Annotated in this window: 22 protein-coding genes, 1 pseudogene and 1 riboswitch; of the genes and pseudogenes, 16 read left to right on the top strand and 7 right to left on the bottom strand. The window is 69.2% G+C overall.

Annotation, left to right across the window (positions count from 1 at the left end; genetic code table 11):
• From sufC to IT182_10700, 5 genes are all read left to right on the top strand, one after another.
• Positions 1-505 (top strand): Fe-S cluster assembly ATPase SufC (gene sufC / locus IT182_10720; protein MCC6163805.1); only part of this gene is annotated, 505 nt, incomplete at its 5' end.
• Between the two features lie 47 nt (positions 506-552).
• Positions 553-1,818 carry a Fe-S cluster assembly protein SufD gene (sufD, locus tag IT182_10715; GenBank protein MCC6163804.1) on the top strand — a complete coding sequence of 422 codons (1,266 nt, stop codon included), beginning with the start codon at positions 553-555 and terminating at the stop codon, positions 1,816-1,818.
• Between the two features lie 105 nt (positions 1,819-1,923).
• Positions 1,924-3,141, top strand: coding sequence for a cysteine desulfurase (locus tag IT182_10710; protein MCC6163803.1), 1,218 nt, complete (start codon positions 1,924-1,926; stop codon positions 3,139-3,141).
• Between the two features lie 5 nt (positions 3,142-3,146).
• Positions 3,147-3,587, top strand: a complete 441-nt coding sequence (locus IT182_10705) for an SUF system NifU family Fe-S cluster assembly protein (GenBank protein MCC6163802.1) — start codon at positions 3,147-3,149, stop codon at positions 3,585-3,587.
• Between the two features lie 5 nt (positions 3,588-3,592).
• Positions 3,593-4,117, top strand: coding sequence for a DUF59 domain-containing protein (locus IT182_10700; GenBank protein MCC6163801.1), 525 nt, complete (start codon positions 3,593-3,595; stop codon positions 4,115-4,117).
• A gap of 3 nt (positions 4,118-4,120) precedes the next feature.
• Here IT182_10700 and IT182_10695 read toward each other — a convergent pair whose 3' ends face one another.
• The 3 genes and pseudogenes from IT182_10695 to IT182_10685 all read right to left on the bottom strand — a co-directional run bounded on the left by IT182_10695 (position 4,121) and on the right by IT182_10685 (position 7,087).
• Positions 4,121-5,059 (bottom strand): hypothetical protein, encoded by a 939-nt coding sequence (locus IT182_10695; protein ID MCC6163800.1) that lies wholly within the window; start codon positions 5,057-5,059, stop codon positions 4,121-4,123.
• Positions 5,060-5,172: 113 nt separating this feature from the next.
• Positions 5,173-5,295 (bottom strand): annotated as a pseudogene (locus IT182_10690) (type II toxin-antitoxin system RelE/ParE family toxin).
• An 82-nt stretch (positions 5,296-5,377) separates the two neighbouring features.
• The gene (locus IT182_10685) at positions 5,378-7,087 is read right to left on the bottom strand and encodes a GntP family permease (GenBank protein ID MCC6163799.1); all 1,710 of its coding nucleotides are present in this window, start codon (positions 7,085-7,087) and stop codon (positions 5,378-5,380) included.
• 46 nt (positions 7,088-7,133) lie between these two features.
• On the opposite strand from IT182_10685, the gene IT182_10680 reads away from it, so the two are divergent.
• The 8 genes from IT182_10680 to IT182_10645 all read left to right on the top strand — a co-directional run bounded on the left by IT182_10680 (position 7,134) and on the right by IT182_10645 (position 17,490).
• Positions 7,134-8,903 carry a dihydroxy-acid dehydratase gene (locus IT182_10680; GenBank protein MCC6163798.1) on the top strand — a complete coding sequence of 590 codons (1,770 nt, stop codon included), beginning with the start codon at positions 7,134-7,136 and terminating at the stop codon, positions 8,901-8,903.
• Positions 8,903-9,835, top strand: a complete 933-nt coding sequence (locus tag IT182_10675) for a dihydrodipicolinate synthase family protein (protein ID MCC6163797.1) — start codon at positions 8,903-8,905, stop codon at positions 9,833-9,835. Before IT182_10680 ends, IT182_10675 begins: the two co-directional genes overlap by 1 nt.
• A gap of 201 nt (positions 9,836-10,036) precedes the next feature.
• Entirely contained in the window at positions 10,037-10,843 is an 807-nt protein-coding gene (locus tag IT182_10670; GenBank protein ID MCC6163796.1) for a hypothetical protein, read from the top strand.
• On the top strand, positions 10,840-11,847 hold the full coding sequence (locus tag IT182_10665) for a hypothetical protein (protein ID MCC6163795.1): 1,008 nt from the start codon (positions 10,840-10,842) through the stop codon (positions 11,845-11,847). The genes IT182_10670 and IT182_10665 overlap by 4 nt, the downstream gene beginning before the upstream one ends.
• Positions 11,847-13,538 carry a hypothetical protein gene (locus IT182_10660; protein MCC6163794.1) on the top strand — a complete coding sequence of 564 codons (1,692 nt, stop codon included), beginning with the start codon at positions 11,847-11,849 and terminating at the stop codon, positions 13,536-13,538. The genes IT182_10665 and IT182_10660 overlap by 1 nt, the downstream gene beginning before the upstream one ends.
• Positions 13,539-14,253: 715 nt before the next feature.
• Positions 14,254-16,704: an AAA family ATPase gene (locus IT182_10655; protein ID MCC6163793.1), complete on the top strand. Its 2,451-nt coding sequence runs from the start codon at positions 14,254-14,256 to the stop codon at positions 16,702-16,704.
• Positions 16,701-17,078 carry a hypothetical protein gene (locus IT182_10650; protein ID MCC6163792.1) on the top strand — a complete coding sequence of 126 codons (378 nt, stop codon included), beginning with the start codon at positions 16,701-16,703 and terminating at the stop codon, positions 17,076-17,078. Before IT182_10655 ends, IT182_10650 begins: the two co-directional genes overlap by 4 nt.
• On the top strand, positions 17,065-17,490 hold the full coding sequence (locus IT182_10645; protein ID MCC6163791.1) for a DUF3293 domain-containing protein: 426 nt from the start codon (positions 17,065-17,067) through the stop codon (positions 17,488-17,490). The genes IT182_10650 and IT182_10645 overlap by 14 nt, the downstream gene beginning before the upstream one ends.
• A gap of 13 nt (positions 17,491-17,503) precedes the next feature.
• Here IT182_10645 and IT182_10640 read toward each other — a convergent pair whose 3' ends face one another.
• Positions 17,504-18,403 carry a sulfurtransferase gene (locus tag IT182_10640; protein ID MCC6163790.1) on the bottom strand — a complete coding sequence of 300 codons (900 nt, stop codon included), beginning with the start codon at positions 18,401-18,403 and terminating at the stop codon, positions 17,504-17,506.
• 156 nt (positions 18,404-18,559) lie between these two features.
• Here IT182_10640 and IT182_10635 point away from each other — a divergent pair, with 156 nt between their 5' ends.
• On the top strand, positions 18,560-20,806 hold the full coding sequence (locus tag IT182_10635) for a gluconolaconase (protein ID MCC6163789.1): 2,247 nt from the start codon (positions 18,560-18,562) through the stop codon (positions 20,804-20,806).
• 34 nt (positions 20,807-20,840) lie between these two features.
• On the opposite strand, the gene IT182_10630 is transcribed toward IT182_10635, so the two are convergent.
• From IT182_10630 to IT182_10620, 3 genes are all read right to left on the bottom strand, one after another.
• Positions 20,841-22,622, bottom strand: a complete 1,782-nt coding sequence (locus IT182_10630; GenBank protein MCC6163788.1) for a DEAD/DEAH box helicase — start codon at positions 22,620-22,622, stop codon at positions 20,841-20,843.
• A gap of 88 nt (positions 22,623-22,710) precedes the next feature.
• Positions 22,711-22,929, bottom strand: a complete 219-nt coding sequence (locus IT182_10625) for a hypothetical protein (protein MCC6163787.1) — start codon at positions 22,927-22,929, stop codon at positions 22,711-22,713.
• A 50-nt stretch (positions 22,930-22,979) separates the two neighbouring features.
• Positions 22,980-23,110: riboswitch (SAM riboswitch) on the bottom strand.
• A gap of 71 nt (positions 23,111-23,181) precedes the next feature.
• Entirely contained in the window at positions 23,182-23,649 is a 468-nt protein-coding gene (locus IT182_10620; GenBank protein MCC6163786.1) for a hypothetical protein, read from the bottom strand.
• 166 nt (positions 23,650-23,815) lie between these two features.
• Here IT182_10620 and IT182_10615 point away from each other — a divergent pair, with 166 nt between their 5' ends.
• Positions 23,816-24,736, top strand: a complete 921-nt coding sequence (locus IT182_10615) for a sugar phosphate isomerase/epimerase (protein ID MCC6163785.1) — start codon at positions 23,816-23,818, stop codon at positions 24,734-24,736.
• A 26-nt stretch (positions 24,737-24,762) separates the two neighbouring features.
• Positions 24,763-25,293, top strand: a complete 531-nt coding sequence (locus tag IT182_10610; protein ID MCC6163784.1) for a GNAT family N-acetyltransferase — start codon at positions 24,763-24,765, stop codon at positions 25,291-25,293.
• Positions 25,294-25,302: the final 9 nt, after the last annotated feature.

Raw genomic sequence — 25,302 nt, 5'->3', positions numbered from 1 at the left:
CCAGTATCCGGTCGAGATCCCGGGCGTGAACAACAGCTACTTCCTGAAGGCGGCGCTCAACGCCGTCCGGCAGCACCGCGGCCTGCCTGAGCTCGACGCGATCGAGTTCGCCCGTCACATGCGCGAGAAGATGAAGCTCCTCAGGATGGACCCGAGCTTCCTCCAGCGCTCGGTGAACGAGGGCTTCTCGGGCGGCGAGAAGAAGCGCAACGAGATCTTCCAGATGGCGATGCTCGAGCCGAAGCTGTGCGTGCTCGACGAGACCGATTCCGGCCTCGACATCGACGCGCTCAAGGTCGTGGCCGACGGCGTCAACTCGCTGCGCAGCCCCGAGCGCGCCGTCATCGTCGTCACGCACTACCAGCGGTTGCTCGATTACATCGTGCCCGACTTCGTCCACGTGCTCTCCGAGGGCCGCATCGTGAAGAGCGGCGACAAGGATCTCGCGCTCGAACTCGAGGCGAAGGGCTACGGCTGGCTCGAGAACGCGGCCGTCGGCGCGTAGGAGAAACGGGTCGAGCGATGTCAGCGACTGCTACACAGGGAACCCTGTTGACGGGGTTCGACGAATTCACGGCCGCCCGCAGCGGTGAGCCGGCGTGGCTGCGCGAAACCCGCGCGCGCGCCGCCGCCACGTTCCGCGAGGAAGGCCTGCCCACGACGCGCGACGAAGAGTGGCGCTTCACGCCGGTCGGCCCCGTGGCGGGCATGCCGTCGCGGCCCGCGAGCCCCTCGTCGACGGGCGGTGTGGACGGCTTCCTCTTCACCGATTTCGCCGGGCCGCAACTCGTGTTCGTGAACGGCGAGTACGCACCCGCGCTGTCGCGGACGCACGCGCTGCCGGCTGGTATCCGCGTGGCGTCGATCGCGTCGCTGCTGGCAAGCAACCCCGGCGCGATCGAGCCGCACGTCGGCCGCGCGATCCGCTTCCGTCAGAAGGGCTTCACGGCGCTCAACGATGCCTGGTTCGCCGATGGCGCCGCCCTCATCGTCGACGCGAACGCGCGCATCGAGACGCCGATCCACCTGCTCTACTTCTCCACGGGATCGGGTACGTCGTATCCGCGCACGCTCGTCGTCGCAGGGGCCAACAGCGACGTGACGCTCGTCGAAAGCTTCGCCGGCACGGACACGGCGTACCTGACCAACGCGCTCACCGAAGTGATCGCCGCCGAAGGGGCGCACGTGGATCACTACAAGGTGAACCGCGAGAGCCTGCGCGCGCACCACGTGGCGAGCACGCACGTGCTGCTGTCGCGCGCATCGGTGTTCGCCACGCACAACATCTCGCTCGGTGGGCAGCTCACGCGAAACGACGTCAACGCGACGCTCGACGGCGAGGGCATCGAGTGCACGGTGAACGGCCTGTACCTGGCCGACGGGGATCGCCTCGTCGACACGCACACGGCCATCGACCACGCGAAGCCGCACTGCCACAGCTACGAGATCTACAAGGGCGTGCTCGACGGCCGCAGCCGCGGCGTGTTCAACGGCAAGATCTTCGTGCGCGAAGACGCGCAGAAGACCGACGCCAAGCAGACCAACCAGGTGCTGCTGCTGTCCGACGACGCGACGATCGACACCAAGCCGCAGCTCGAAATCTTCGCCGACGACGTGAAGTGTACGCACGGCGCGACGGTCGGCCAGTTGAGCGAGGAGTCGCTGTTCTACCTGCGCGCACGCGGCATCGGCAGAGACGATGCGCGCGCATTGCTGATTCATGCGTTCGCGGAGTCCGTGGTGGCCAACATCCGCATCGACGCGGTCCGCCACGCGCTGGAGCGAGTACTGCTCGCCCGGCTGCCGATCCGCGAGTAGACACGCGCCGGACAAAGTCCGGCGCCTGCACCTGACGGGTTGATGGCCGACGGCTGGTAGTGTTCTGAAGGCCCAAGGCCCATCCCCGTGGTCTGACCTGAGCGAATGTTCGACGCTGCAGCGGTTCGTCGTGAGTTCCCCATCCTGGACCAGCAGGTCCACGGCAAGCCTCTCGTCTATCTCGACAACGCGAACACGACGCAGAAGCCGATCGGCGTGCTCGAGGCGCTCGATCGCTACTACCGCGAAGACAACGCGAACATCCATCGCGCCACACACCTGCTCAGCGAGCGCGCGACACGCGCCTACGAGGGCGCCCGCGAGCGAATCGCGCGTTTCTTCAACGCGCGCGAGACAGCGGAGATCGTGTTCACCCGCGGCTGTACCGAGGCCATCAATCTCGTGGCCTACAGCTTCGCCCGGCCGCGCCTGAAGCCCGGCGACGAGATCCTCGTCACGCACATGGAGCACCACTCCAACATCGTGCCGTGGCAGCTGGTGGCCGAGCAGACGGGTGCCGTACTGCGCGTGGTACCGATGGACGCACGCGGCGTGCTCGACATGGCCGCCTACGAGACGATGCTCGGGCCGCGCACCGCGATCGTCTCGGCGATCCACGTGTCGAACGCGCTCGGCACGGTGAATCCCGTCGGCGACATCATCCGTCTGGCGAAGGCGCGCGGCGTGCCGGTGCTGATTGACGGCGCGCAGGCGGCGCCGCACATGCCCGTCGACGTGCAGGCGCTCGGCTGCGACTTCTACGCGTGCTCGGCGCACAAGATGTACGGCCCGACAGGCATCGGCGCGCTCTACGGACGTCGCGAACTGCTGGAGTCGATGCCGCCGTGGATGGGCGGCGGCGACATGATCGCGTCGGTCACGTTCGAACACACCGAATACAACGCCGTGCCGTACAAGTTCGAGGCCGGCACGCCCAACATCGCCGGCGTCGTCGGTTTCGATGCGGCGGTGGACTTCCTCTCGCGCTTCGACATGCGCGAGATCGCCGCGCACGAGCACACGTTGCTGGAACAGGCATCGTCGGCGCTCGCCGGGATCGATGGCGTACGGCTCATCGGCCAGGCACCGGAGCGCGCAGGCGTCGTCTCGTTCCTTGTCGGTGACGTCCATCCCCACGACATCGGCACCTTCCTCGATCGTGAGGGCATCGCCGTGCGTACAGGTCAGCATTGCGCGCAGCCCGTGATGGACTTCTACGGCATCATGTCCACGGTGCGGGCGTCGTTCGCCCTCTACAACACGTCTGCTGACGTCGATGCGCTCGTGGCGGGCGTGTCCGGCGTGCAGCGCTTCTTCGGCTGACGCCCATGGATCTCCGCGACCTCTACCAGGAAGTGATCCTCGATCACAACAAGCGCCCGAGGAACGTCGGGACGATCGAGGGCGGCGCGCAGGCCAGCGGCTACAACCCGCTCTGCGGCGATCGCGTCAGGGTCTACGTACGCATGGACGGCGACCGCGTGGCCGACGCGCGCTTTGTCGGCAACGGCTGCGCCATCAGCAACGCGTCGGCGTCGCTCATGACCGAAGCCGTGATCGGGCGCACCGCCGCCGACGTCAGGTCCATGTTCGTGTCGTTCCAGGAAATGGTCACCGGCCAGGCCGACGCCGACGATGAGAAGGTGGGAAAGTTGGTGGTGCTGGCCGGCGTGAAGGAGTACCCGTCGCGCGTCAAGTGCGCCATGCTGGCCTGGCACGCACTGCAAGCCGCGATCGACGATCGCAACACGACGGTCAGCACGGAGTGACCCCCATGTTTTCGCTCTTCAGGAACACGCCACCTGCCACGACGCCGGAGACCGCGTCCACGCCTGCTCCGGCACCTGCCGAGACGAACCCGCTCGCCGCCCCGGTCGAGACGCCGGACGTGCCGCGCGTCGACGGACACGGCTTCGACGTCGGCGCACTGCTGGAGCCGCCGGCACCCGCCACGACAGCCAGCGCGCAGGTCGGTCCGCGCGACGATGCGAAGACGTCTGAACTCACGCCGAAGGTCGTCGAGGTGATCAGCACCGTGTACGACCCCGAGATCCCCGTGAACATCTACGAACTCGGGCTGATCTACAAGATCGAGGCAGACGCGGAGAGCCGCGTGAAGGTCGAGATGACCCTCACCTCGCCTGCCTGTCCATCGGCGCAGCAGCTCCCGAGCGAGGTGCGCTTCAAGGTGAAGGCGATCGACGGCGTCTCTGACGCCTTCGTCGACGTGGTCTGGGAACCGGCGTGGACCAAGGACCTGATGTCCGAAGACGCGAAGATCGCCCTGGGGATGTTCTGACCGCTACTTGCTGCTCGTGGTGAACTTCACCACGAGGCCGCCGACGTACGTCACTTCGGTGACGCTGTCGACCGTCTCCCAGGTCTCGACCGTCGCATCGAGATCGCCCCGCTTGCTCGACCGGCGTCGCGTCGGGCTGCCGAGCAGATCCGAGACTTCGTCGCGGCTCATGCCCCGGCGGAGCGAGGTGACAGCCGATTCGATGTCCCGCGGGCGTGAGGATGCGCCAGGTCCGCTGCTCCTGAGGCGGTTGACCGGCGCCTCACGCATCACGGGCACGGCGTCGCCGCCGAAATCGAGGTACTTCGACAGCGAGAACATCAGCTCTTCGGGCGTCGGCGCCCACGTTTCGAGGCGCTTGTCGGCGTACCAGATGTTGAAGCGCGACCCACCGTCCAGGCGCCTGTCGGCGACCTCGCGTTGCTTGATCGCCGTCAGTGCGTCGGCCTCGCGGCGGTTGGCGCGTTCCTCGCGCTCGCGATCGGCGCGCAGGCGGCTCAGTTCCCGATCGATCGCGCGCAGTTCGTTGGGGTCGCGCGTGTTCTTGCGCTGCTTCTCCAGATCCGTTTCGCGCCGCGACTTCCCGACGTAGGTCGGCGAGACGTAGCCGTTGTCGTCGCCCCACGTGCCGTACCCGCCGCCGCCGAGGTGAATCTCGATGTTCTTCTTGTTCACCTTGACCGTCGTGATCATCACGCGGTCTTCCTTGCGCAGCGCAATGCCGTACTGCTTCACGCGTCTGGCGTAGTCGCCGAACTCCATCTCCGGCTCGCGCTGGAGATACAGGTCCACGCCCTGGTGACTCGCGGGCATGTCCATCAGCACCGTCACCTCGCGCCCTTCGAAAGCGCGCTTGAGATTCATGGCGTTCTGCGCCATGGCGGGCGACACGGCCAGCAACGAGACAACGGTGAATGCGGAGAGGGTCAGATTCGATCGCACGGTGAGGGCTCCGGAAAACTGGGGACTCCTTTCAACAACGTAACCTCGACGGCAGCCGAACAGCGACGCTTCGCTGTTCATTCGCCCATGAGCGGCTTCCGGCTCGCTCGGGCTCAGGCGTGATCCGGTGTTTTCATCCACGATGGAATGTCGCGCTCACCGTGCAGGACACGCCACACGTCGACGTGGGCTTCACGATCGACGTAGAACACGAGGTGTGGGTGGCGTGACACCGGCATGCACTTGGGTGTCCGGTTGCCGGCTTGCCGGTTGCCCGTTGCCGGTGTCCTGTCCTCGGCATTCGGCATTGCAGGTTCTTCACACCAACGGCCACGTCGCCGCGAGGATCATCGTGACGAGGAGGCCGACGCAGCCTTCGATGAAGACCATCACGCTCGCGGTACGCAGCGTCTGGGCCTCGGTCATGCCGCTCATGCGCGCGATCACCCAGAAGCCGCTGTCGTTCATCCACATGCCGATCTTCGACCCCGCGCCGATCGCCACGGCGACGTAGACGGGGTGATACGGGAGATCGCCCGCCAGCGCGATGGGGCCGGCGATGCCGACGGCCGTGATCATCGCCACTGTCGCCGACCCCTGCGCCACTCGCACCAGCGCGGTGATCGCCCATGCGATCGGTAACAACAGGAGCTTCTGCTCGGGCACCGTCGCCGCCGCCAGTTCCGCCATGCCGGCCTGACGCAGCGCCGCCCCGAGCGCACCACCGGCACCGATGACGAGGATGATCTCCCCCGCTTCGACGACGGCGTCGCGCACGGCCCGCCGCACGGCGTCGGCACGCGACGCGGCGAGCGGCCCCTGCGCCACGCCATCCGGCGCGACAGGGGCGTACCACGCGAGCAGACCGATCGCGACGCCCGCCGAGATCGTGAGCGCGAGGTTCTTGTCGCCGAGTACCCGCACGGCCTGGACGATCCACGCAGGCAGGCCGTACGACGCGCTCGCCAGCGCGGAATCGGCGCTGATGAGCACGACAGGCAGCAGGATCGGCAGCAGCGACAGGACGAGCGGTGGCAGCGGCGCGTCGACCGCGGGTACGGCGTCCAGCGTCTGCGCCGCAGGTTGAATCTCGTGTCCCCATCGCCTGTCGGCGTACACCGCATACGCGTACCCGAAGACCGCGGCGATGGCCGACACGAGCAGGCCCTGCTGCATCATCAACGCGATCGACACACCCATCGCTTCGGCCACGAACAGCGGTCCCGGCGTCGGTGGCACGAGCGAATGCGTCATGGTGGCGCCGGCCACGATGGCCAGCACGAACAGCACGTAGCGGCGGCGCGTTTCCATCCACATCGCCTTCGCGAGCGGCAGCAGCAGGTAGAACACGGCCTCGGCGAACATCGGGATCCCGAGCAGGAGCCCGCTCGTGAGGAACGCCAGCGGCGTGCGCTCCGTCCCGAGCGCGTCGCGCAACGCGACGACGATGCGTTCGGCGCCGCGCGCGGCCATGAGGCAGCCACCGAGGATCGACGCCATGGCGATGAGGATGCCGACGTCGAGCGTCGTGCGCCCGAACCCGGCCGCCACACGCGCGCCGATGGTGTCTCGCGAGATGCGCGCGGCAGTGCGGGCGGCTGTCGCAGGCGCGATCCAGTCGCCGGGAGTGACGCGCGCGCCGGATTCGACGTCCAGGACCGTGAGCGTCAGGCGTGCGACGGTATGGCTGTCGGCGGGAACGCGGGCCCCGTCGGCGTCAGCGAGCTCGGCGCGCGCGATGCGGTGCGGATGCGTGCGGCCGTGTTCCAGCCGAACGACGTCGTAGCGCGTCCCCGGCACGATGGCGCCACCGCGCGCCAGTACCGCCACGCGCGCACCATCAGGCGACACCTCGATCGCACTCAGGCCCTCACGCGTCAACTCGTACCGCTCGATCGACCCGGCAGGGGTCAGCGCCGCGACGACGAGCGCCGCCACGATGAGCGTGAGAAACGCGTGGAGCCGCAGCGCGAGGATGCCGACGATCACGATCGCCAGCGCGATCGCCAGGATGAGCAGTGGACTCAAGAGGCGGTTAGCGTAGACTTCCCGGACGGTTCCTGCCAACCACGCAATGCCCGATTCCCACGATTCCGTCCCGTCGCGCACGCCGGACGGCCCGCAGCGGCGCGCCGTCTCGGAGCTCCGGTCGCAGCGCTGGTTCGCGCCGGACGACCTCCGCAGCTTCGGGCATCGCAGCCGCCTGCGTCAGATGGGCTATGCCGCTGATGACGCCGAAGGCAGGCCCGTCATCGCGATCCTGAACACGTGGAGCGACCTGCAGCAGTGCCACGGGCACTTCCGCGAGCGTGCCGAGGACGTCAAGCGCGGCGTATGGCAGGCGGGCGGATTCCCTGTCGAGCTGCCCGTCCTGTCGCTGTCGGAGATGTTCGTCAAGCCGACGGCGATGTTCTACCGCAACCTCCTCGCGCTCGAAGTCGAGGAGGTCCTCCGCTCCCATCCCATCGACGGTGTCGTCCTCATGGGCGGGTGCGACAAGACGGTACCCGGACTGCTGATGGGCGCGACCTCGATGGATCTCCCGGCGATCTTCGTGCCCGCGGGACCGATGCTCGCGGGGCGGTATCGCACCGAGCGCCTGGGCAGCGGCACCGACGTGTGGAAGTACTGGGCGGAGCGCAAGGCCGGCAACCTCGACGAATGCGCGTGGCGGCAGGTGGAGGAGGGCATCGCGCGCTCGCCCGGGACGTGCATGACGATGGGCACGGCGTCGACGATGGCGTCGATCGCCGAAGCGATGGGCCTCACGTTGCCTGGCGCCGCGACGATACCGGCGGTCCACTCGGCGCACGCACGCATGGCCGCAACGGCCGGCAAACGGGCCGTGGAGATGGTGTGGGAGGACCTGCGGCCGTCGGCGATCCTTCGCGAGAGTGCATTCCGCAACGCCGTGGTCACCGACATGGCGATGTGCGGATCGACCAACGCGATCATCCACCTGATCGCGATGGCCCGGCGGGCGGGCGTGGCCCTCACGATCGACGACTTCGATCGCGTCTCGCGCGACGTGCCGGTGATCCTCAACCTGCGTCCGGCAGGTGAGTTCCTGATGGAGGATTTCCACGACGCCGGCGGCGTGCCCGCGCTGCTCACACGGTTGCGGGAGTACCTGGCCCTTGACGCCCTCACCGTGAACGGCGTCACGATCGGCGACGCGATCGCGGGCGCCGAGGTGCTGTCGGACGACGTGATCAGGCCCGTGGATCGTCCACTGGCGCGTGCAGGGGGGACGTTCGTCCTGCGCGGCAACCTCGCGCCGGACGGCTGCGTGATCAAGCCGACGGCCGCGGAGCCGAGACTCGCCGCGCACACGGGTCCGGCACTCGTCTTCGCGTCGTACGCCGACCTGAAGGCGCGCATCGACAGCGACGATCTCGACGTCACGCCCGATCACGTGATCGTCCTGCAGAACGCCGGCCCCGTCGGCGCGCCGGGCATGCCCGAGTGGGGGATGCTGCCCATCCCGAAGAAGTTGCTGCAGCAGGGCGTGCGCGACATGGTGCGCATCTCCGACGCGCGCATGTCTGGAACCAGTTACGGAACGTGTGTGCTGCACGTGGCGCCAGAGTCGGCGATCGGTGGTCCGCTGGCGCTGGTGCGCGACGGCGACCCGATCGAGCTCGACGTCGCCGAACGGCGCCTGCAGCTCCATGTCCCGGACGAGGAGCTTGCGGCACGCCGCGCGGCATGGACACCGCCACCGCGCCGCTACGAGCGCGGCTACAGCCGCCTCTTCGTCGACCAGACGTCGCAGGCCCCTGACGGCTGCGACTTCACGTTCCTCGAACGCGGCGGCGAGACGCCGGAACCGGACATCTACTGATGCAGACCACTGCCCTGACTTCCGCGCACTTCGCCCGTTCGGTGATGGCCGTGCCGCCTCTCGCGCGGGCGACGAACCGTTCGCTCGCGCACGATGCCAACGCGCGCATCGTCAGACACCTCGAAGCCGGCGGCGTGTCGCTGATGCTGTACGGCGGCAACGCCAACTTCTATCATCTGCCGCTCGGCGAGTACGACGAGGCGCTTGCGATGCTCGCGGCGATCGCCGGTCCGGAGACGATGATGGTGCCGTCGGCCGGACCGACGTACGCGCTGCTGCTGGAGCACGCGAAGGTGATCCGCCGGCATGCGTTCCCGTGCGTGATGGTGCTGCCACAGCAGGGGATCACGACGAGCACGGGTGTGGCGAACGGAATCCGCGAGTTCGCGGCGGCGGCCGGTGTGCCGGTGATCGTGTACGTGAAGAACGACGGCTACATCGAGCCCGAAGACGTCGCCGCGCTCGACCGGGAAGGCATCGTCAGCGCGATCAAGTACGCCGTGGTGCGACGCGATGCCGGAGACGATGCGTATCTCCGCAAGCTCGTCTCCCTTGTCGACACGAGCCGCATCATCAGTGGCATCGGTGAGCAGCCCGCCATCGTCCATGTACGCGACTTCGGGCTCGGCGGCTTCACGAGCGGCTGCGTGTGCGTGGCACCGCGACTGTCGCAGGCGATGCTGGCAGCCGTCAGGCGCCAGGACTGGGCCGAAGCTGAACGCATCCGCGCCGTCTTCAAGCCGCTGGAGGACCTCCGCAACGCGATCAACCCGATCCGCGTGCTGCACCAGGCCGTGGAAGGCGCTGGCATCGCGGAGACGGGTCCCCTGCTTCCCCTGCTCACGAACGTCGACGCTGCGGACGTACCGGCGATCGCGACGGCCGCACTCGACCTGCTCGCCGCCGACACGCGCGGAATTCATGGCGTGTAGGGTCTGGTCTTCACGTCCAGGGGCGATGCGCCGTCAGACGCGCACCGCCCGCGTCGTCTTCGCCCCGTGGGCAGCGGCGCGTGGGTCAACTTCGCTGACGAACGGGTTTCCCGCCGTCTCGCTTCACGCCATGGCGGACCGTTCGCTCCACATGACGTCGGATGGAGGCCAGAGGCTTCAGCTCCCGGCGCACACAGGGCCATGACCCTGTCGGAGGCGTTGGTCCAGATGGCTCCGGCCGACGGCACGTTGTCGCCAGATGAGCGGCAGCGCCGCGAAGACGCCACCATCGTGGCGTACCACGCACTCGTGCGGCTGGCACGGCGCGTGGGCGCGCGAGACAGGCAGGACGAGGTGGTGCAGGACGTGCTGATCAGGCTCTCGAAGAGTCGTCCGGGGCCGCGGCGCTACACGGTCACCGACGTCGAGGCCGAGGCGTACCTGATGCGAGCGCTGTCCAACCGCGTCAAGGACATGCACCGGCACACGCAGCGCGAGCGTCGTCGACTCGAGTCGCTCACGCCGGCCGACGATGCGGCTGTCAGGCCTGTGGACGCCATCGATCGCGAAACGCCGGAGCAGGTGGCCATCGCCGGCGAACATGCGGCACTGCTGGATGAAGCAGCGGCGGTGCTGTTCGATCGAGCGATCCCGGAGATCGCGCGCACGCTGCAGAACCCCGACGGCTTCCTCGCGAACGTCAGCGACCTGCGCGCCATCGCCGACGAGGAGCTCACCGTCGACGCCATCGTCACACGCGAGAGTGGCGGACGCGGCGACTTCGTGAAGGTGCGCAACAGGGTGTACCAGCGGCACAAGCGCACGCGCGGCTACCTGCTCGAAGTGCCGGCGAACACCCCTACGCACGTCCCGCGGCTGTCGGCGTGGCTGGTACACGCGGCGGTCCGCCCCGAGCTCGAGCACGAAGTCCGGCGAGTGGCGGCGGAGGTGTTCGCACCGCGTGTCGACAGACGCGACGCGGCGACCGACGTGGAGTACGGATCATGAACACCGCACCGGAGATGCACGAGGAGTTGCGCGCGATGGGCATCGGGCCCGAGATGCTCGGCCCGATCGAGCACCTGGCGATGCCGACCCTCTCGCCGCACGCGGCGCTCGGGAGCACGCCCGGCGCACCGTCGGTGCTGTTGCCGGCGCACAGCCCGGTGATGGACGCGCTCGGCATGCGGATCGAACTCGACGCGGCAGTCGCGCAGCTGCGCGTCATCGCACGAGGAGCAGCAGCGTTCCAGGTGCGGCCGGATTTGCGGGCGCGTGAGGCCGAAGCGGCAGATGCCGCCGGCATCGCGCGCGTCGCGCTCCAGCAGCCGGGGCGCTTCCTCATCGAGACAGCGAGCGGCACGCCGCTCGTCGTCGGCTGGCGCGACGCAGGCGCCCTGCTGCTGCGTCCGGTGTATGCGTGGGCCGGTCCTCCGGTCGAGGAGTGGACGGTGAACACACACGACGCGTGGATGCAGGAACAACTGGGGCAGGCACTCGCCGCCGACGCCTGGGCGCGCACGTCGCTCGCGGGCCAGCTCGCACGCCTGTGCGAGCCAGACGCTGCGGACGTCGCCGCGCTCATCGCGAGCGGACGCCTGCAGGATCTCGTCAGCGACGCGGAACTGGCGCCACGCCGCTGGGCGCGCACGCTCGACACCGCGTCGATCCGCGCGCTCGAACAGCAGGCCGTCCGGCGCGCCGAAGCGCTCGGCGACGATCTCACGGATCTGTTCGACACGCTGTCTGCCGATCTCTCTGAAGCGTCGGTCAGCTGGCGTCGACTCTGCCATCGGCGCGACGACATCGAGAGCGTGCGCGTGCTGCTGCACGAAGCGGGTGCCGTCGACCGTCTCGACGCGGCGCTCGAATCTGCCGACAGGACGGGCCGCGCGATCCGCATCAACCTCCATGCCGCAATCGCCGCAGACGATGAGCGGCTGCGACGCGTGGCGCTGGGCGATCCCGCGGCGTGGTGGGGCAGCACCGACTTCGACGCACACTACTTCTGATGTCCTGGTTGCGCCCGCACGTCGCCGACGAGGCCTGGGCGGCCGGCCCGTGGTGCTGGCCGCGCGAGGCCGACGTGGCGCGCATCATCGCCGCGCGTGGACCGATGCCGGAGCCGGCTGTCGGATCCACGGCGGCCGTGACCGTGCAGCACGACACGGTGGTCCTCTGGCACGTCTCACGCGGGCACGCGACGGACAGCGTCGAACACGGGCCTGCGCTCGGACCTGCACTGCGAGCGTCGTGGCGCGACGCCGGCCTCGCGCTGCCACGCGGACTGCCCGTGCTCTGGCACAGCATGCACGACGCGACATCGACTCCGCCGTCGATCGCGTACATGGCGTCGGTGCGCAATGCGCCCGGCGTGCCGGATCTGCACGCGCCCATCGATGGCCCGTCGTTCGGACTCGCGTTCGTGCTCGGACTCGCGTCGGACGTGCTGCACTGCGCGTTGCCGGGCGACGTCATCGCGTCTGCGTCCGTCGATGCCGCGGGACACGTCGGTCCCGTCGGTGGGCTCGAACAGAAGATCGCCGGGATCGTACGCATGGCGCCGCACGTCACACGGCTCATCGTGGCGACCAGCCAGTACGAGGAAGCTTCGGCTTACGCACGGTCGCGCCTGCGCGTCGTGCCCGTGGCGCATGCCGCGCAGGCGGTGGAAGAGGCCTTCGGCGATCGGCTGTCGGCCCTGCTGGTCGACGCGGCGGCCGATCCCGAGCGGCGAGACGCGCTCACGGCGAGTTTCTTCAGGCTGGCGCTGCTGGGCAGCGACGCGCTCGTCGACTGGGCTCCCGTCCGGCGGGGCGCGCGGATCGCGCTCGACCGCTGGACCGACATCACGCCGGACGCACGCTACGCGCTCTCGTTCGCGCACGCGGTCGCCACGCGTCATGCCGTGAACGCAGGGACGATCGCCATGCCGCCTGCCGGCTGGCTGACCGCACGGCCGCGCATGGTGCGGGTGCACGTCGTGGCGCATCTCGTCCAGCAGTGTGCGGACACGGCCACGCCCGACGCGCACGTCGTGCAGCACGCCGCTGAGGCGCTCCTCGATCGCGCGATTGAGGAGTCGTCTCCGGCGGAGTTGCGCCTGCGTGGCGCGCTCGCGCGGCTTCACACGGTGACAGGACGGGCGCCTGACGCACTGGTTGCCCAGGAGCAGCTTGCGCGAGCGTTCGCCGACATCTACGCGGACGCGGACGTCGCTTATCCGCTATCGGAGTGGGCGCGGTTGGCAGGCGCCCTGCGCGATCGCGAGTCGCTGGCGCGAGCCGAGGCGTTCCACGATCGCATGCTGGGGTCGGGCGGCTATCGCGGGCTGGGGCCGCGCTATGTGGAGCTCGCGCTCGTGCGCGGACGACTGCTACTGGATCCCGGCGACTCGTCGGCGCGCGACAACGCCGCTCGCATGGCCGCCGACGTCACGCTTCCCGATCACGTGCGCTGGTCCGCCAGCCGCTGGGCCGGCACTGCCTGCCGGGCGTTGCTGGAACAGGCCGCGGATGGCGGCGACCCGCTCGCATCGCGTAACCTCACCCTTGCCGATCTCGACGAGGCGCTCGCGCGCGCCGACACGAACGCCGCCGCTCGCTGCATCGACACCCTGGCCACCCAGGATCCCGGCCCGATCGCGCACCTCCGTCACGCCAACGCCTCACCGGAGGAGGTGGCGAGGTTGTATCCGTACTGATCCGGCCACCGGGCCCGCCTCCGCGCTGACGCGCTACGGCGCGGCAGACCACCGGGCACCGGGCACCGAGCACCAAGCACCGGTCGGCTCCGCCGCACGTAGCTGCCGGACTTCCACCTTCGCCCTTCGGGCTACGGCGGACAAGTCGTCCGGCAGTCAGTGATCGCCGCCCGCAGAGTGTCCTGCCATCCAAGGATGGTGACCAACTGCCGAAGGAGACCATCTTCTGTATGGAGGCCAAGGGTTTCAACCCGTGGCTCACTGGCACGCCGCGTGGTCGAACGGGCTGAAGGGTCTGTAAAGAGAACGCGGGTCTTGTGAGGGCGGGGGCCCGTCGTACACGGCTCACGTTTTCCACCTTGTCAACCCCGCCCTCACACGTACTCCAGGTTCCCAGACAGAAGTTGCGCTGAGCGAACGGTTAGGGAGAAACGGGCCGAGCAAGCCCGGTCACTACGCCGCGACGAAAGCATGCTGCGTGGCGCGCGCCGTGCCAGAACGGATTGAAGAGTCTGTGAAGAGAATGGCGTCTCGGCGCGGGTGGCGCCGGACGGGGCCGCCCCGCCCGCGCGCAGGCGCGTCTCCCGTACAAGCGCTTGTCGCGCCGAGGACGGGCGGGGCTGTCCGGCGACAGGACCCGCGCCCGCACAAGACCCGCCATTTCCCCACAGCTTCTTTAGCCCCTGCGTCGACGTCGGTATGATCCTCTCTTCCAATGCCTTCCATTCAGGATGACCTGCTGCAACGCCTTGCTGATGCCGGGAAGGACACGGAGCCGTTCGCGACGTACATCGCGTATGCCTGCGAAGGCGATGAGGCACTCGCGGCGGCGATCGACGAGGGGGCCGAGACGCGGCACGCGAGAGAGAGCCGCGGCGAACCGTCGCCGCCCGTGTCGCGCGCGTACCTGAAGTCGATCAGCGTCAGGGCGTTCAGGGGCATCGGGCCGGAGCGCGCGCTCAAGCTGAACGAGGGGCCCGGACTGACGGTGGTCAGCGGCCGCAACGGATCCGGCAAGAGCAGCTTTGCCGAAGCGGCAGAGCTGCTCTTCACCAACACCTGCTCCCGGTTCACGACGCCCGTCGCCAGCGAAGGGTGGCGCAACCGGCACGAACCCAACCCGCCGCTGATCGCCGCCGAGGTGACCGTCGAAGGCCTCGGGCACGTGACCTTCTCGCGCAAGTGGGGCCATGAAGCCACGCTGGCGAGTGGCGAGACGGTCGTGAAGCTGCCAGACGCCACGGTGCCCATCGCCGACACGGGTTGGCTCGGCGCCGCCACCGAGTACCCTCCGTTCCTCGCCTATTCGCAGCTCGGCGACATGTTCGACGCGAACTCGCAACTGCACGATGCGCTGGTTCGCGGGCTCGGCCTGGACGAGTACGAAACGGTGCGCACGCGCGTGAAGAACGCGGTAACGGATCGTGAGAAGAAGCACGACGACGCCAAGGCGGTCGCGAAGGAGGCGATCGCATTCGCGTCCGACGTGGCGACGCACGCAAGCGACGCGCGTCTCGCAGAGGTCATCGCGCTCCTCGGCGCACGCACGTGGGACACGGCCGCGATCGACGCGCTCGTGACGTACGACGACGCTGCCGACACGGACTCGACAGCCTTGAAGGCGCTGGCGACGCTTACCGCGCCGAGCGCCGACACGGCGCACGTCCTTGCCGACGCGCTGCGCCGCGCCGACGCCGAGAGCCGTCGCCTCGCCGAACTGAGCGCCGGCCGATCGCTGCAGCTCGCCGAGCTCCTCGATGCCGCACTCGCATTCACGGTCTCGACTCGGGACAACGCGTGTCCGGTGTGCGACACGCCCGGCGTGATCCACGACGACTGGCGCGCGCGTACAACCGACGTCTCGACGAAGCTGCGCGCCGACGCCTCCGACGCGAAGACTGCCGCGGAGGAATTGAAGCGGGCACGAGCCCGCGCGTTGCAGTTCTGTGCCGCGCCTCCACGCGCGCTTGCAGACGCCGCACCAGCGGGCATCGACACGGCGGGCCTGCTCGACGCATGGCGCGCGTTCGCGACACCCGTCGCCGACGAAGCCCCGGAGACGCTTGCGCTCCGCATCGAGAACGGCGTGCGTGCCATCGCCGATCGACTCGCACCTGTCGTCGCCGCCGCGCGGGCCGAGCTCGTGAGGCGCGAGGACATCTGGCGTCCCGTTGCGAACAAGGTGCGCGACTGGCTGCCTCTCGCCGTCAGGGCGCAGGCGTCCGCCGAAGCGCGCAAGCACCTGCAGAAGGCCGCCGCGTGGCTGCGCGACGAGATCGTCACGATCCGGGCCGAGCGCTTCGCGCCCATCGAAGACAGGGCGCGCGAGTACTGGGCCACGCTACGCATGCAGAGCAACGTCGAGCTGTGCGCCGTCAAGGTCGTCGGCACGCGCACGCGCCGCGCCGTCGAGCTCGAAGTGAAGGTCGACGGCGACGGCGCGAAGGCCCTGAGCGTGATGTCGCAGGGCGAGCTCAACAGCCTCGCGCTCAGCCTCTTCCTCCCACGCGCGACGATGCCGGATACGCCGTTCGGGTTCGTGCTGATCGACGATCCCGTGCAGGCCCTCGACCCGTCGAAAGTGGAGGGCCTCGCGCGCGTGCTCGGCAACGTGGCGCGCACGCATCAGGTGATTGTCTTCACGCACGATGACCGGCTGCCCGAAGCCGTGCGCCGTCTCGCCATCAGCGCCACGTTCGTCGACATCACCCGCAAGGCCCGCTCCATCGTCGATATCCGTCGCACGCACGGCCCCGTGCAGATGCTCATGGATGATGCGGTGGCCGTGACGCGGACCGAGCAGATGCCCGACGCGATCAAGCTGCGTCTCGTGCCGAACTTCTGCCGATCCGCACTCGAGGCGGCCTGCCACGAAGTGGTGCGGGCCAGACGACTCGCACGCGGCGATCGTCACGCCGACGTCGAGGACGCGCTCACGTCGGCCATCGGACTCCGCAAGCTGATGGCACTGGCGTTGATGGACGATGCCGATCGCGGCGGCGAAGTGGAGTCCGCGCTGACGCAGGGACGCAGCCCTGCGTACAAGACGACGTTCCGCGCGTGCCTCGATGGCGCGCACGGCGACTACACGGGCGAGTTGCAGGCACTGATCGACGGCACCGATGCCCTGGTGAAGCTGCTCCGGGGCCGAGGGCACATGTCGTGACGACGGCCGCGACAGCCCTGCTCGCGCACAGCCGCACGCTCGTCGACAGCGACGACTGGGCGCTCGCGTACTGGTGGGGTCGAGGCGCGGCGGTACTGGCACGGCAGGCCATCGAGCTCTCGCTCGACGAATTCTGGATGCGGCGTGCGAGGTCCATGGTCGACGCCTCGGCGCGCGGGCAGTTCCTGGCGTTGCGGCTGTACGTGGACGTGGGCGCGGCGAGCGAAGGCTACGTCACGTGGTGTCTGTTGAGCCGCGCATGTCATCACCATCCGTACGAACTGCAGCCCACGCGCGAGGAAGTCGTCCGCTGGATCGAGGCGACGGAGCGATTTCTCGGCGTCCTGCGATCGGCCGGGCATGACCTCGCCTGACGCCGACCTGATCGCGGCATATCGCCGCACCGACTATCGCGTCGACGATGGTGGGTACGCGTTCGTGCTGCGCGTCGATACGCCGTCGGCGGCGCTCGTCGCATGCCACGGCGCCTTCGGCGTGACATGTTCGGCGTTCATCACCGCGTGGAATCCGCGCAGCGAACCGACGCCGCGTGCACGGAACGAGGCTGCGATGGCCGCGCTCGAGCGCACGCTGTCCGCGGGCGGGTGGCGGTGGCTTCGAGGTGCCGGCGTCGACCCGTCAGGCGCGTGGCCACCAGAGCCCAGCCTGCTCGTGCTCGGTCTCGACGCATCGACGGCCGTCGCGATCGCGCAACGCTGCGCGCAGCACGCCATCGTGTGCGCCGCAGTCGATGGCGTGCCGACCCTGGTATTGGTCGACTCGTAGGCCCGCTCGTTCCCTACGGGGTGGGGCCTGTCTTCACCGGGACGTTCGACGTGCGGGCCCATTCTTCGTAGGACCCGTCGAACACGCGGGCGTCGTAACCGAGGACGCGGGCCGCGAAATACGGCACCGTCGCCGTCTGGCCGACGTGGCAATAGGTGGCGACGGTCCCGCCGGGCGTGGCACCCGCGGCCTTGAGCATCGCGTCGAGTTCCTCGCGCGACTTGAACGTGCCATCCGGACGCAGGAACGCGGGATACGGCGCACTCACTGCACCGGGAACGTGACCGGGACGCGGGATGCGCCCGTTGTTGTCGCTGTCACCCGTGTAGAACTCGGTCAGTCGCGCGTCGAGCACGACGGTGCCCTGCTTGCCCGCGTGCGCCTGGACCCACGGCAGATCCGCCACGCGTTCGGGCTGGAGACGCAGCGTGAGCGTGCCAGGGACGGGTGCAGGCGGAACGTCGGCCGTCACCTGTTTGCCCGCCGCCTTCCACGCGGGCAGCCCTCCATCGAGCACCATCGTCTGTCCGCCGAGTCCCGCGTAGTCGAGCGTGAACACGATGCGCGTGACGGGCGCGACGGCATCCTTCGCCATGTAGAGGACGATGCGCGAGGTATTGCTGATGCCGAGGACTTCGAGCTGCGACTCGAGGACGTCCGGCTCCGGCAACTGCGTCGTCAAGCCGCCGTCCTGCGGTGCGGCGGAGACCGCGCGCACTTCGACGTGTCTGGCCCCCGGCAGGTGCTCGGCGTCGTATCCCGCCTTGTCGCCCACGTGCAGCAGAACGAGTGCGGGATCGCCGAGCATCGGCTCGAGCTGCGACGGCGTGATGAGCGAGGGTGCCCCTGCCTGCGCGAACGCACCGCTGCAGGAGACGACCACACAGATGAGCGCAAGAGCCGCGTGTCGCATTCCTGAAGGATGCGCCATGTGCCGGCAACCGGCAACCGGCAATCGGCAACCGAAGACGCCGACGCCGGGCGGCCCTCGATCACCCATCGCTGGATGAGCGGTTGCCCATTGCCGGGTTGCCGGTTGCCGGTTGCCGGCCGTTTACACTGCATTGTCTTGAGATCGGTGAAGAGGCCCGGACCACTCGCACTGCTGTTGATACTCGCTGCTGCCATCGGGATGGGAGGGGCGTGGTGGTGGACACGGGAACCGGTTGACGTGGGACCGTGGGTCGGCGCCGTGAAGGTGCTGCCGATCGATGGACGCTTCAGCGAGCCGTTCGGGATCGCCGTGGCCGCCGACGGCTCGATCTTCGTCAGCGACGCGGGGACGTCCGATCGCATCCATCGCATCGACGCGCGCGGACGCATGACGACGCTTGCCGGGAGCACACGCGGCTTCGCGGACGGACGCGGTGGCGAGGCGCGCTTCGCAACGCCGTCGGGGATCGCGATCGCGCCAGACGGCTCACTCGTCGTGGCAGACACCGGCAACCACGCCATCAGACGGATCGCGCCGGATGGCACCGTGACGACGCTGGCCGGCAACGGGGTGCCGGGCTACGTGGACGGCGCCGCCGCAGACGCGCGATTCCGCGGGCCGCTCGGCATCGCCGTCGATGCGGACGGCCGCATCATCGTCGCCGACACCTACAACGACAGGATTCGCGCGATCGATCCCGACGGGTCCGTGCGCACGATCGCCGGTGGCGACGATGCCGAGGGTGTGCCGGCAACCGGACCTCGATCGGCGGGATACGTCGACGGACCGGCGTCGATCGCCAGGTTCGATACCCCGACGGGCGTTGCCGTCGACGCGCAGGGTCGCATCCTCGTCGCCGACATGGCCAACGGCGCCGTGCGCATCGTCGCTCCCGACGGCACCGTGTCGACACTCGCCACGCCGGACATCACGCTCGTGCGCCCGATCGGCGTGACGATACCGTCGAACGGGCTGGGACCCGTTCGCTCCGTAGAGGATTCCAGGACCGTCGGGGAAGGCGGACTGTCGCACGACGTCTACATCGCTGACGAGGCCGGGCGCGTGATCATCGTCGATGGCGCTGGCACCGCACGCACGATCGCGGGAGGCCAGCCGGGTTTCGCCGACGGTGTCGGTGACCAGGCGCGGTTCAGGCGCTCGTCGTCCATCGCTGTGCGCCATGACGAGACGTCAGCATCCACGCACCTGCTTGTCGCCGATGCCGGCAATGCGCTCGTGCGTACGGTCATGCGCGTGCATCCGGACGCGCCGCCCGTACGCCACTGGCCGTGGACGACCATCGACATCCCGACGCCGGAGTCGCCACGCGCGGCACCGACGTTCGACACGGCCGCGTTCGCACGGACGCCGCTGTTGTGGCCCGTGGCGCCGATGGACGGCCCTCACGAAGTCGCGGGGACGTTCGGTGAAGCGCGGGGAGAAGCGGGCCAGGAGCGCTTCCACGCGGGACTCGACGTGCGGGAGGAACAGGGCACGCCGGTGCGCGCCATCCGCGACGGCGTCGTCGGCAGTCCGCTGTCGGCCTTCGCGTACGGCACGCTCAACGAGGGTGTGCGCGTGGGCGACATCGCGTACGTCCACATCAGGGTTGGCCGCATGCGGCGGGACGCCAACCTCGATCGCCTGCGCTTCGCGCCCGTGTACGACGCGTCTGGTGCGCTCGTGCGCATGCGCGCGATGCGTGGCGCGCGCTTCACCACCGGCGACGTGGTCGGCAGCGTGAACGCCTTCAACCACGTCCACGTGAACGTCGGCTGGCCGGGCGAGGAACACGATCCGCTGCGCTTCAGGCTGCTGCAGTTCCGCGACACGATCGCACCGACGATCGCCGCGAGCGGCGTGCGGTTCTTCGACGAGGGCTGGCAGCCGCTCAACCCGGATCGTCCGGGTCCGGTGGTGGGGCGAGGCCGCGCGAGGCGCCTCACGCGACGGCCCCCGCTCGAACCCGTGCTGGTGCGCGGTCGCGTCCGCGTGGTGGTCGACGCGTGGGATCAGGCTGACGGCAACAAGGCGCATCGCCGTCTCGGGCTCAGTCGCCTCGGGTATCAGGTGATCGACGCAACGGGCACGCCGGTCGCGGGCGCCGCGCCGCCGCGTTCGACGATCCTGTTCGACAGGATGCCGCGGTTCCCCGACGCGCCGCGACTCGTCTACGCCAATGGCAGCGGCATCCCCGTCTACGGTGCCGTGCGCACGCAGTTCCTCTACGTCGTCACGACGACATACGACAACGGCGTCGCCGCGCAGGGCTTCTGGGACACGACGACACTCCCGCCGGGCCCATACACCGTCCGTGTGTGGGCACAGGACTTCAGCGGCAACACCACCACACGTGACGTCAGAACGGTGGTCGTCCCCTGAACGTGAGGCTTCGCGGGCCGGGCTTGCCCGGCCCCTACCGGTTGCCGGTTGCCGATTGCCGGTTGCCGGTTTCCCGTTCTTTCCTCACCATGACCCTTCGCCCGCGCACCTTGGCGTTGCGGAGGGAGATCATGATGCGCGTGGCGAGGGCGGCGGGAACGTCGACGGTGGACGACGTGTCGGTGATGCGGATGGCGCCGATGACGCCGCTGTCGACGCCGGCTTCACCGGCAATCGCGCCGACCAGGTCGGCCGGCCGCAGACCCGCCTCCTTGCCGATGTTCAGGTGCAGCGACGTGCGCGGGCCGGACGCGCCACGCGGACCTTTCCCTGCCTGACGCGCACCGGCCTTCGCCTGGTACTTGCCTCCTCCAGACGAGGGACCCTCGCGACGAGGCGGTCGCTGGCGCTCGGCACGCGCGGCCTCGGCAAGAGCTTCATCGAGCGATGGCCCCTCGGGCGCGGATGCGTCGCCACCTGCTTTCTTGCCCTTCCCGCGCGGCGGCGTTGTGGCTCCCGTGGTCGCATCGTCGTGCAGCAGCCGGATCGCCGCCGCGGCAACGTCGAGGACGTCGAACTCCTGCGCCAGGCGATCCACGACTTCCCGCGCCCGTTCGAGACCGCCTTCCACGATCTGCGCGCGGACCGCCGCCAGCGTCGTGTCGAGACGACGCGCCTGCAGATCGGCTTCGGTGGGTACCTGCAGGATCTCGATCTTCTGCCGCGTCGTGGCTTCGATCTGCCGCAGCGCCCTGTGCTGCCGCGGATCCACGAGCGCGATCGCCATGCCTTCCCTGCCGGCGCGTCCCGTGCGTCCGATGCGATGGACGTACACCTCCGGCGTCATCGGCAGGTCGTAGTTGACCACGTGGGAGACGTGATCGATGTCGAGCCCGCGCGCGGCGACGTCGGTGGCCACGAGGACGTCCGCCTGCCCGCTGCGGAACAACTGCATGACGCGATCGCGCGCCTTCTGCTCCATCCCGCCGTGCAGCGCCTTGGCGCTGTAGCCGTGCGCCGCGAGCGTGTCGGTGAGCTCGTCCACCTCCGTGCGCGTGCGGCAGAACACGATGGCCGAAGACGGCGTCTCCACGTCGAGCACGCGCCCGAGCGCCGCCGTCTTCTGCATGCGCGGCACGAGGTAGGCCACCTGTCTGATGCGCGGCAGCTTGCCCGGCGCCCGCTTCTCCTTCGCGATCGCCACACGAACGGGGTCGGTGAGGTGCGTGGCCGCGATCGACTCCAGGCGCGGTGCCATCGTCGCGGCGAAGAGCGCCGTCTGCCGCTCTTCCGGTGCGTTGGCGAGGATCGCCTCGATGTCGTCGGCAAAGCCCATGTCGATCATCTCGTCGGCCTCGTCGAGGACGACGACCTGCAGCGCGCGCAGGTCGAGCGTGTGGCGGCGCAGATGGTCGAGAGCGCGGCCCGGCGTGGCGACCACGATCGAGACGCCGCGGCGAAGCGCGCGGATCTGCACGTCCATCGGCGCACCGCCGTAGAGCGGCGCGACGGCGAGCGTCGTGCCTCGCGCGTACTTGTGCAGGGCCTCGGCCACCTGCATCGCGAGCTCGCGCGTGGGGACGAGCACGAGACCGCGCGGCGCCAGGCTCTTCGGCCCCTTGCGCGCGAGCATCTCGATCATCGGCAGCGCGAAGGCGGCCGTCTTGCCCGTGCCGGTGCCGGCCATGCCGAGCACGTCGCTGCCATCGAGCAGCACGGGGATGGCCTCGCGCTGGATGGGGGTGGGTTCTTCGTAGCCGAGGGCGGAAACCGCCGAGACCAGGGCCGGAGACAAGCCGAGGGCGGCAAAGCCCATCGTGGTCTCGGGTTCGGGGTGGGTACTCACCCGTGGATCGTAGCAGGTCGTCCCGGCCGGCGTCCGACGCCGGACCGTTGCCCGTGGCTTACGCTTCGCGGCTCAGCACGATCCAGCCACGCGCAACGAGCTCATCGTCGCCGGCCAGCGCGTCGAGCGCCCAGAGCGCGGGCGCGCGCACGACCGGCGCTGACGCGGGCAAGCCACCGGCAAACAGCTGGGCCCCGAACGACGGCGCACGACGCGTGAGACGACGAGCGGAACGAGCGGCGCGCGACAGGAACTCGGGGCGGGGATCAAGACACATGACGGCTCCTCGAACGAGAACGGTCCGGAGCAGCCGCCATGCCGGCGAGGCATGGAACACGCGCTTGCGACAGCGTTCGTGCTGTCGCCACATCGATGTCGGGACGGTCCCGGACATCGGGGCACCCTGGCGTGTTGCCGGGGTTGCCGGGCGCGTTGCCGCGCCACTCCGGATGTACGAGGAGGATGGTGCCATGCACGACAGGCGCAGCCAAGGACTGCGCCTGTCATACGACCCGCTATGACACGCGGGTCAGCGCTTCTTCCGCGCGACCTTCTTCACGGCTTTCTTCGCCGCTTTCTTCGGTGCGGCCTTCTTCACTGCGCGGACGGCCTTCTTCGCGAGGCGCGACGCGGTGGTCGCCGCGCGCCTGGCGGCCTTCTTCGCAGACCCGACGGCCTTGCCCGCGGCCTTGCGTGCCGTACGCACGGCCTTCTTCGCGGCCCTGGCCGCCTGCTTGAGCGTACGCGGCGCCTTCGTTGCGGCCTTCTTCGCGGCCTTCTTCGCCGCCTTCCTCACGGGCGCGGCCTTCTTCGCCGGTTTCGCGGCCTTCTTCACGGCCCGCTTGCGCGGCCGGGCCGCCTTCGCTGCGGGGGCCGGAACCGGCGCCGGGGCTGCCGGCTCCGCAGGAGGTGCCGGCGGCGCCTCGGGGACGGCGGCAGTCGCCACGTCTGCGACGACCGGGCTGGCGGCGTCGAGGGTCTCGTTCACATCGTTCATCGTGCCTCCCATTTCACACAGGGGCCCGACGTGCGGGCCAATGGTCCTTGCTCGCAGGTATCAGCGCCGCGACAGGACATCTGCAGGATTCGCGCACGAGCATACCCGATGCCGGCACATCGCAGTCGATATACTCGTCGTGTTCTCGCCACAAGGAGCTCATCACATGCGTCTCGGTCACTCCGTACTCGTCGCCATCGTCGCCACCGCACTCGCGGGCGCCGGCGCGCTCGCCCCTGAGACGCCGCTGCCGGCGGCCGGCGCGGTCGCCCATGCGGCGCAGGCCCCGCTGTACAGGAATCCCGTCGCCCTTCAGCTCTACAGCTTCCGCGAGAGCTTCAAGACCAACGGCGTGCCCGCCACGCTCGCCAAGATCAAGGGCATGGGGTTCACCTTCGTGGAACTGGCCGGCACCTACGGCCTCTCGCGCGAGCAGTTCAAGGACGAACTCACGAAGGCCGGCCTCACGCCCGTCTCGATGCACACCGACATCAAGCTCCTCGCCAGCCCCACGGACTCGGCCGCGGTCCTTGACGATGCGAAGTTCTTCGGCGTGCAGTACGTGGGCAACGCGTGGTTCCCGCACGAGGGGACCTTCGATTCGGATGACGCGAAGGCGGCCATCGCGGCGTTCAACGCGGCGGGTACGCACGCGGCAGCGAAGGGCCTGCAGTTCTTCTACCACGCGCATGGATTCGAGTTCGCGCCCGGCACGCCGACCCGGACCCTGTTCGACACGATCGTGGCGCAGACCGATCCGAAGAACGTCAAGTTCGAGCTCGACATCTTCTGGGCGCACCACGGCGGTGCCAGTCCCGTCGCGCTGCTGAAGCAGTATCCGGATCGGTTCGTGCTCACGCACATGAAGGACATGAAGAAGGGCACGAAGAAGGACTTCACGGGCCGCGCCCCCGACGACAGCAGCGTGGCGCTCGGGACGGGCGAAGTCGACGTGAAGGGCGCCGTCGAAGCCGCCCGCGGCACGTCGGTGCAGTGGCACATCATCGAGGAGGAGTCGCACGATCCGGACAGGAACGTCCCGGCGGGCCTGGCCTACCTCGAGTCCCTGGCGCGGGGCCCGCGCTGACATTTCCACTCCGCCTGCACGAGCACGTGCCGCTTCTGACGGCGCGGTTGCGGCTCGTACCGCTCGTGCCGGCGCACCTCGACGACCTCGCGGCCATGCTGGCCGACCCTGTCGTCATGCGCTACTTCCCTCGCGTGATGACGCGGACCGAAGCGTCGCAGTGGCTCTGGCGGACGATGGATCGGTACCGCGAGCATGGCACCGGCCTGCTCGCGGTGCTGCGCGACGAGGGGGCCTCGTCGGCCTTTCTCGGCGACTGCGGCCTGCAAATCCGCACGTTCGGCGGCGCCACCCACCTCGAACTCGGGTACCACTTCCGTCGCGAGGCGTGGGGACAGGGCTACGCCACCGAGGCCGCGGGTGCCTGCATCCGGCTCGCGTGGCGTCACACCGACGCTCTCCGGATCGTGGCCCTGATCAGGCCGGAGAACGGCCCGTCGCAGCGAGTGGCGCGCAGGGTGGGCATGCTCCGGCGCGGAGCCGTCCTGCACGCGGGACTGACGCACGACGTCTGGCACGTCGCGCGACCGGGACCACGGGAAGACACCCTACAATAGGCCGATTCC

Source organism: Acidobacteriota bacterium (assembly GCA_020845575.1).
Classification (GTDB): Bacteria; Acidobacteriota; Vicinamibacteria; order Vicinamibacterales; family Vicinamibacteraceae; genus Luteitalea.
The sequence above is the reverse complement of the archived record's forward strand: the minus strand, read 5'-3'. Positions and strand labels throughout refer to the sequence as shown.

Bases quoted from the DNA above. Each gene is read 5' to 3' on its own strand.
- IT182_10645 (MCC6163791.1), top strand. From the start codon at position 17,065: ATGACCTCGCCTGACGCCGACCTGATCGCGGCATATCGCCGCACCGAC.
- IT182_10620 (MCC6163786.1), bottom strand. From the start codon at position 23,649: ATGAACGATGTGAACGAGACCCTCGACGCCGCCAGCCCGGTCGTCGCA.
- IT182_10670 (MCC6163796.1), top strand. From the start codon at position 10,037: ATGACCCTGTCGGAGGCGTTGGTCCAGATGGCTCCGGCCGACGGCACG.
- IT182_10675 (MCC6163797.1), top strand. From the start codon at position 8,903: ATGCAGACCACTGCCCTGACTTCCGCGCACTTCGCCCGTTCGGTGATG.
- IT182_10705 (MCC6163802.1), top strand. From the start codon at position 3,147: ATGGATCTCCGCGACCTCTACCAGGAAGTGATCCTCGATCACAACAAG.
- IT182_10630 (MCC6163788.1), bottom strand. From the start codon at position 22,622: ATGGGCTTTGCCGCCCTCGGCTTGTCTCCGGCCCTGGTCTCGGCGGTT.
- IT182_10660 (MCC6163794.1), top strand. From the start codon at position 11,847: ATGTCCTGGTTGCGCCCGCACGTCGCCGACGAGGCCTGGGCGGCCGGC.
- IT182_10665 (MCC6163795.1), top strand. From the start codon at position 10,840: ATGAACACCGCACCGGAGATGCACGAGGAGTTGCGCGCGATGGGCATC.
- IT182_10655 (MCC6163793.1), top strand. From the start codon at position 14,254: ATGCCTTCCATTCAGGATGACCTGCTGCAACGCCTTGCTGATGCCGGG.
- IT182_10625 (MCC6163787.1), bottom strand. From the start codon at position 22,929: ATGTGTCTTGATCCCCGCCCCGAGTTCCTGTCGCGCGCCGCTCGTTCC.
- IT182_10680 (MCC6163798.1), top strand. From the start codon at position 7,134: ATGCCCGATTCCCACGATTCCGTCCCGTCGCGCACGCCGGACGGCCCG.
- IT182_10700 (MCC6163801.1), top strand. From the start codon at position 3,593: ATGTTTTCGCTCTTCAGGAACACGCCACCTGCCACGACGCCGGAGACC.
- IT182_10640 (MCC6163790.1), bottom strand. From the start codon at position 18,403: ATGCGACACGCGGCTCTTGCGCTCATCTGTGTGGTCGTCTCCTGCAGC.
- IT182_10615 (MCC6163785.1), top strand. From the start codon at position 23,816: ATGCGTCTCGGTCACTCCGTACTCGTCGCCATCGTCGCCACCGCACTC.
- IT182_10710 (MCC6163803.1), top strand. From the start codon at position 1,924: ATGTTCGACGCTGCAGCGGTTCGTCGTGAGTTCCCCATCCTGGACCAG.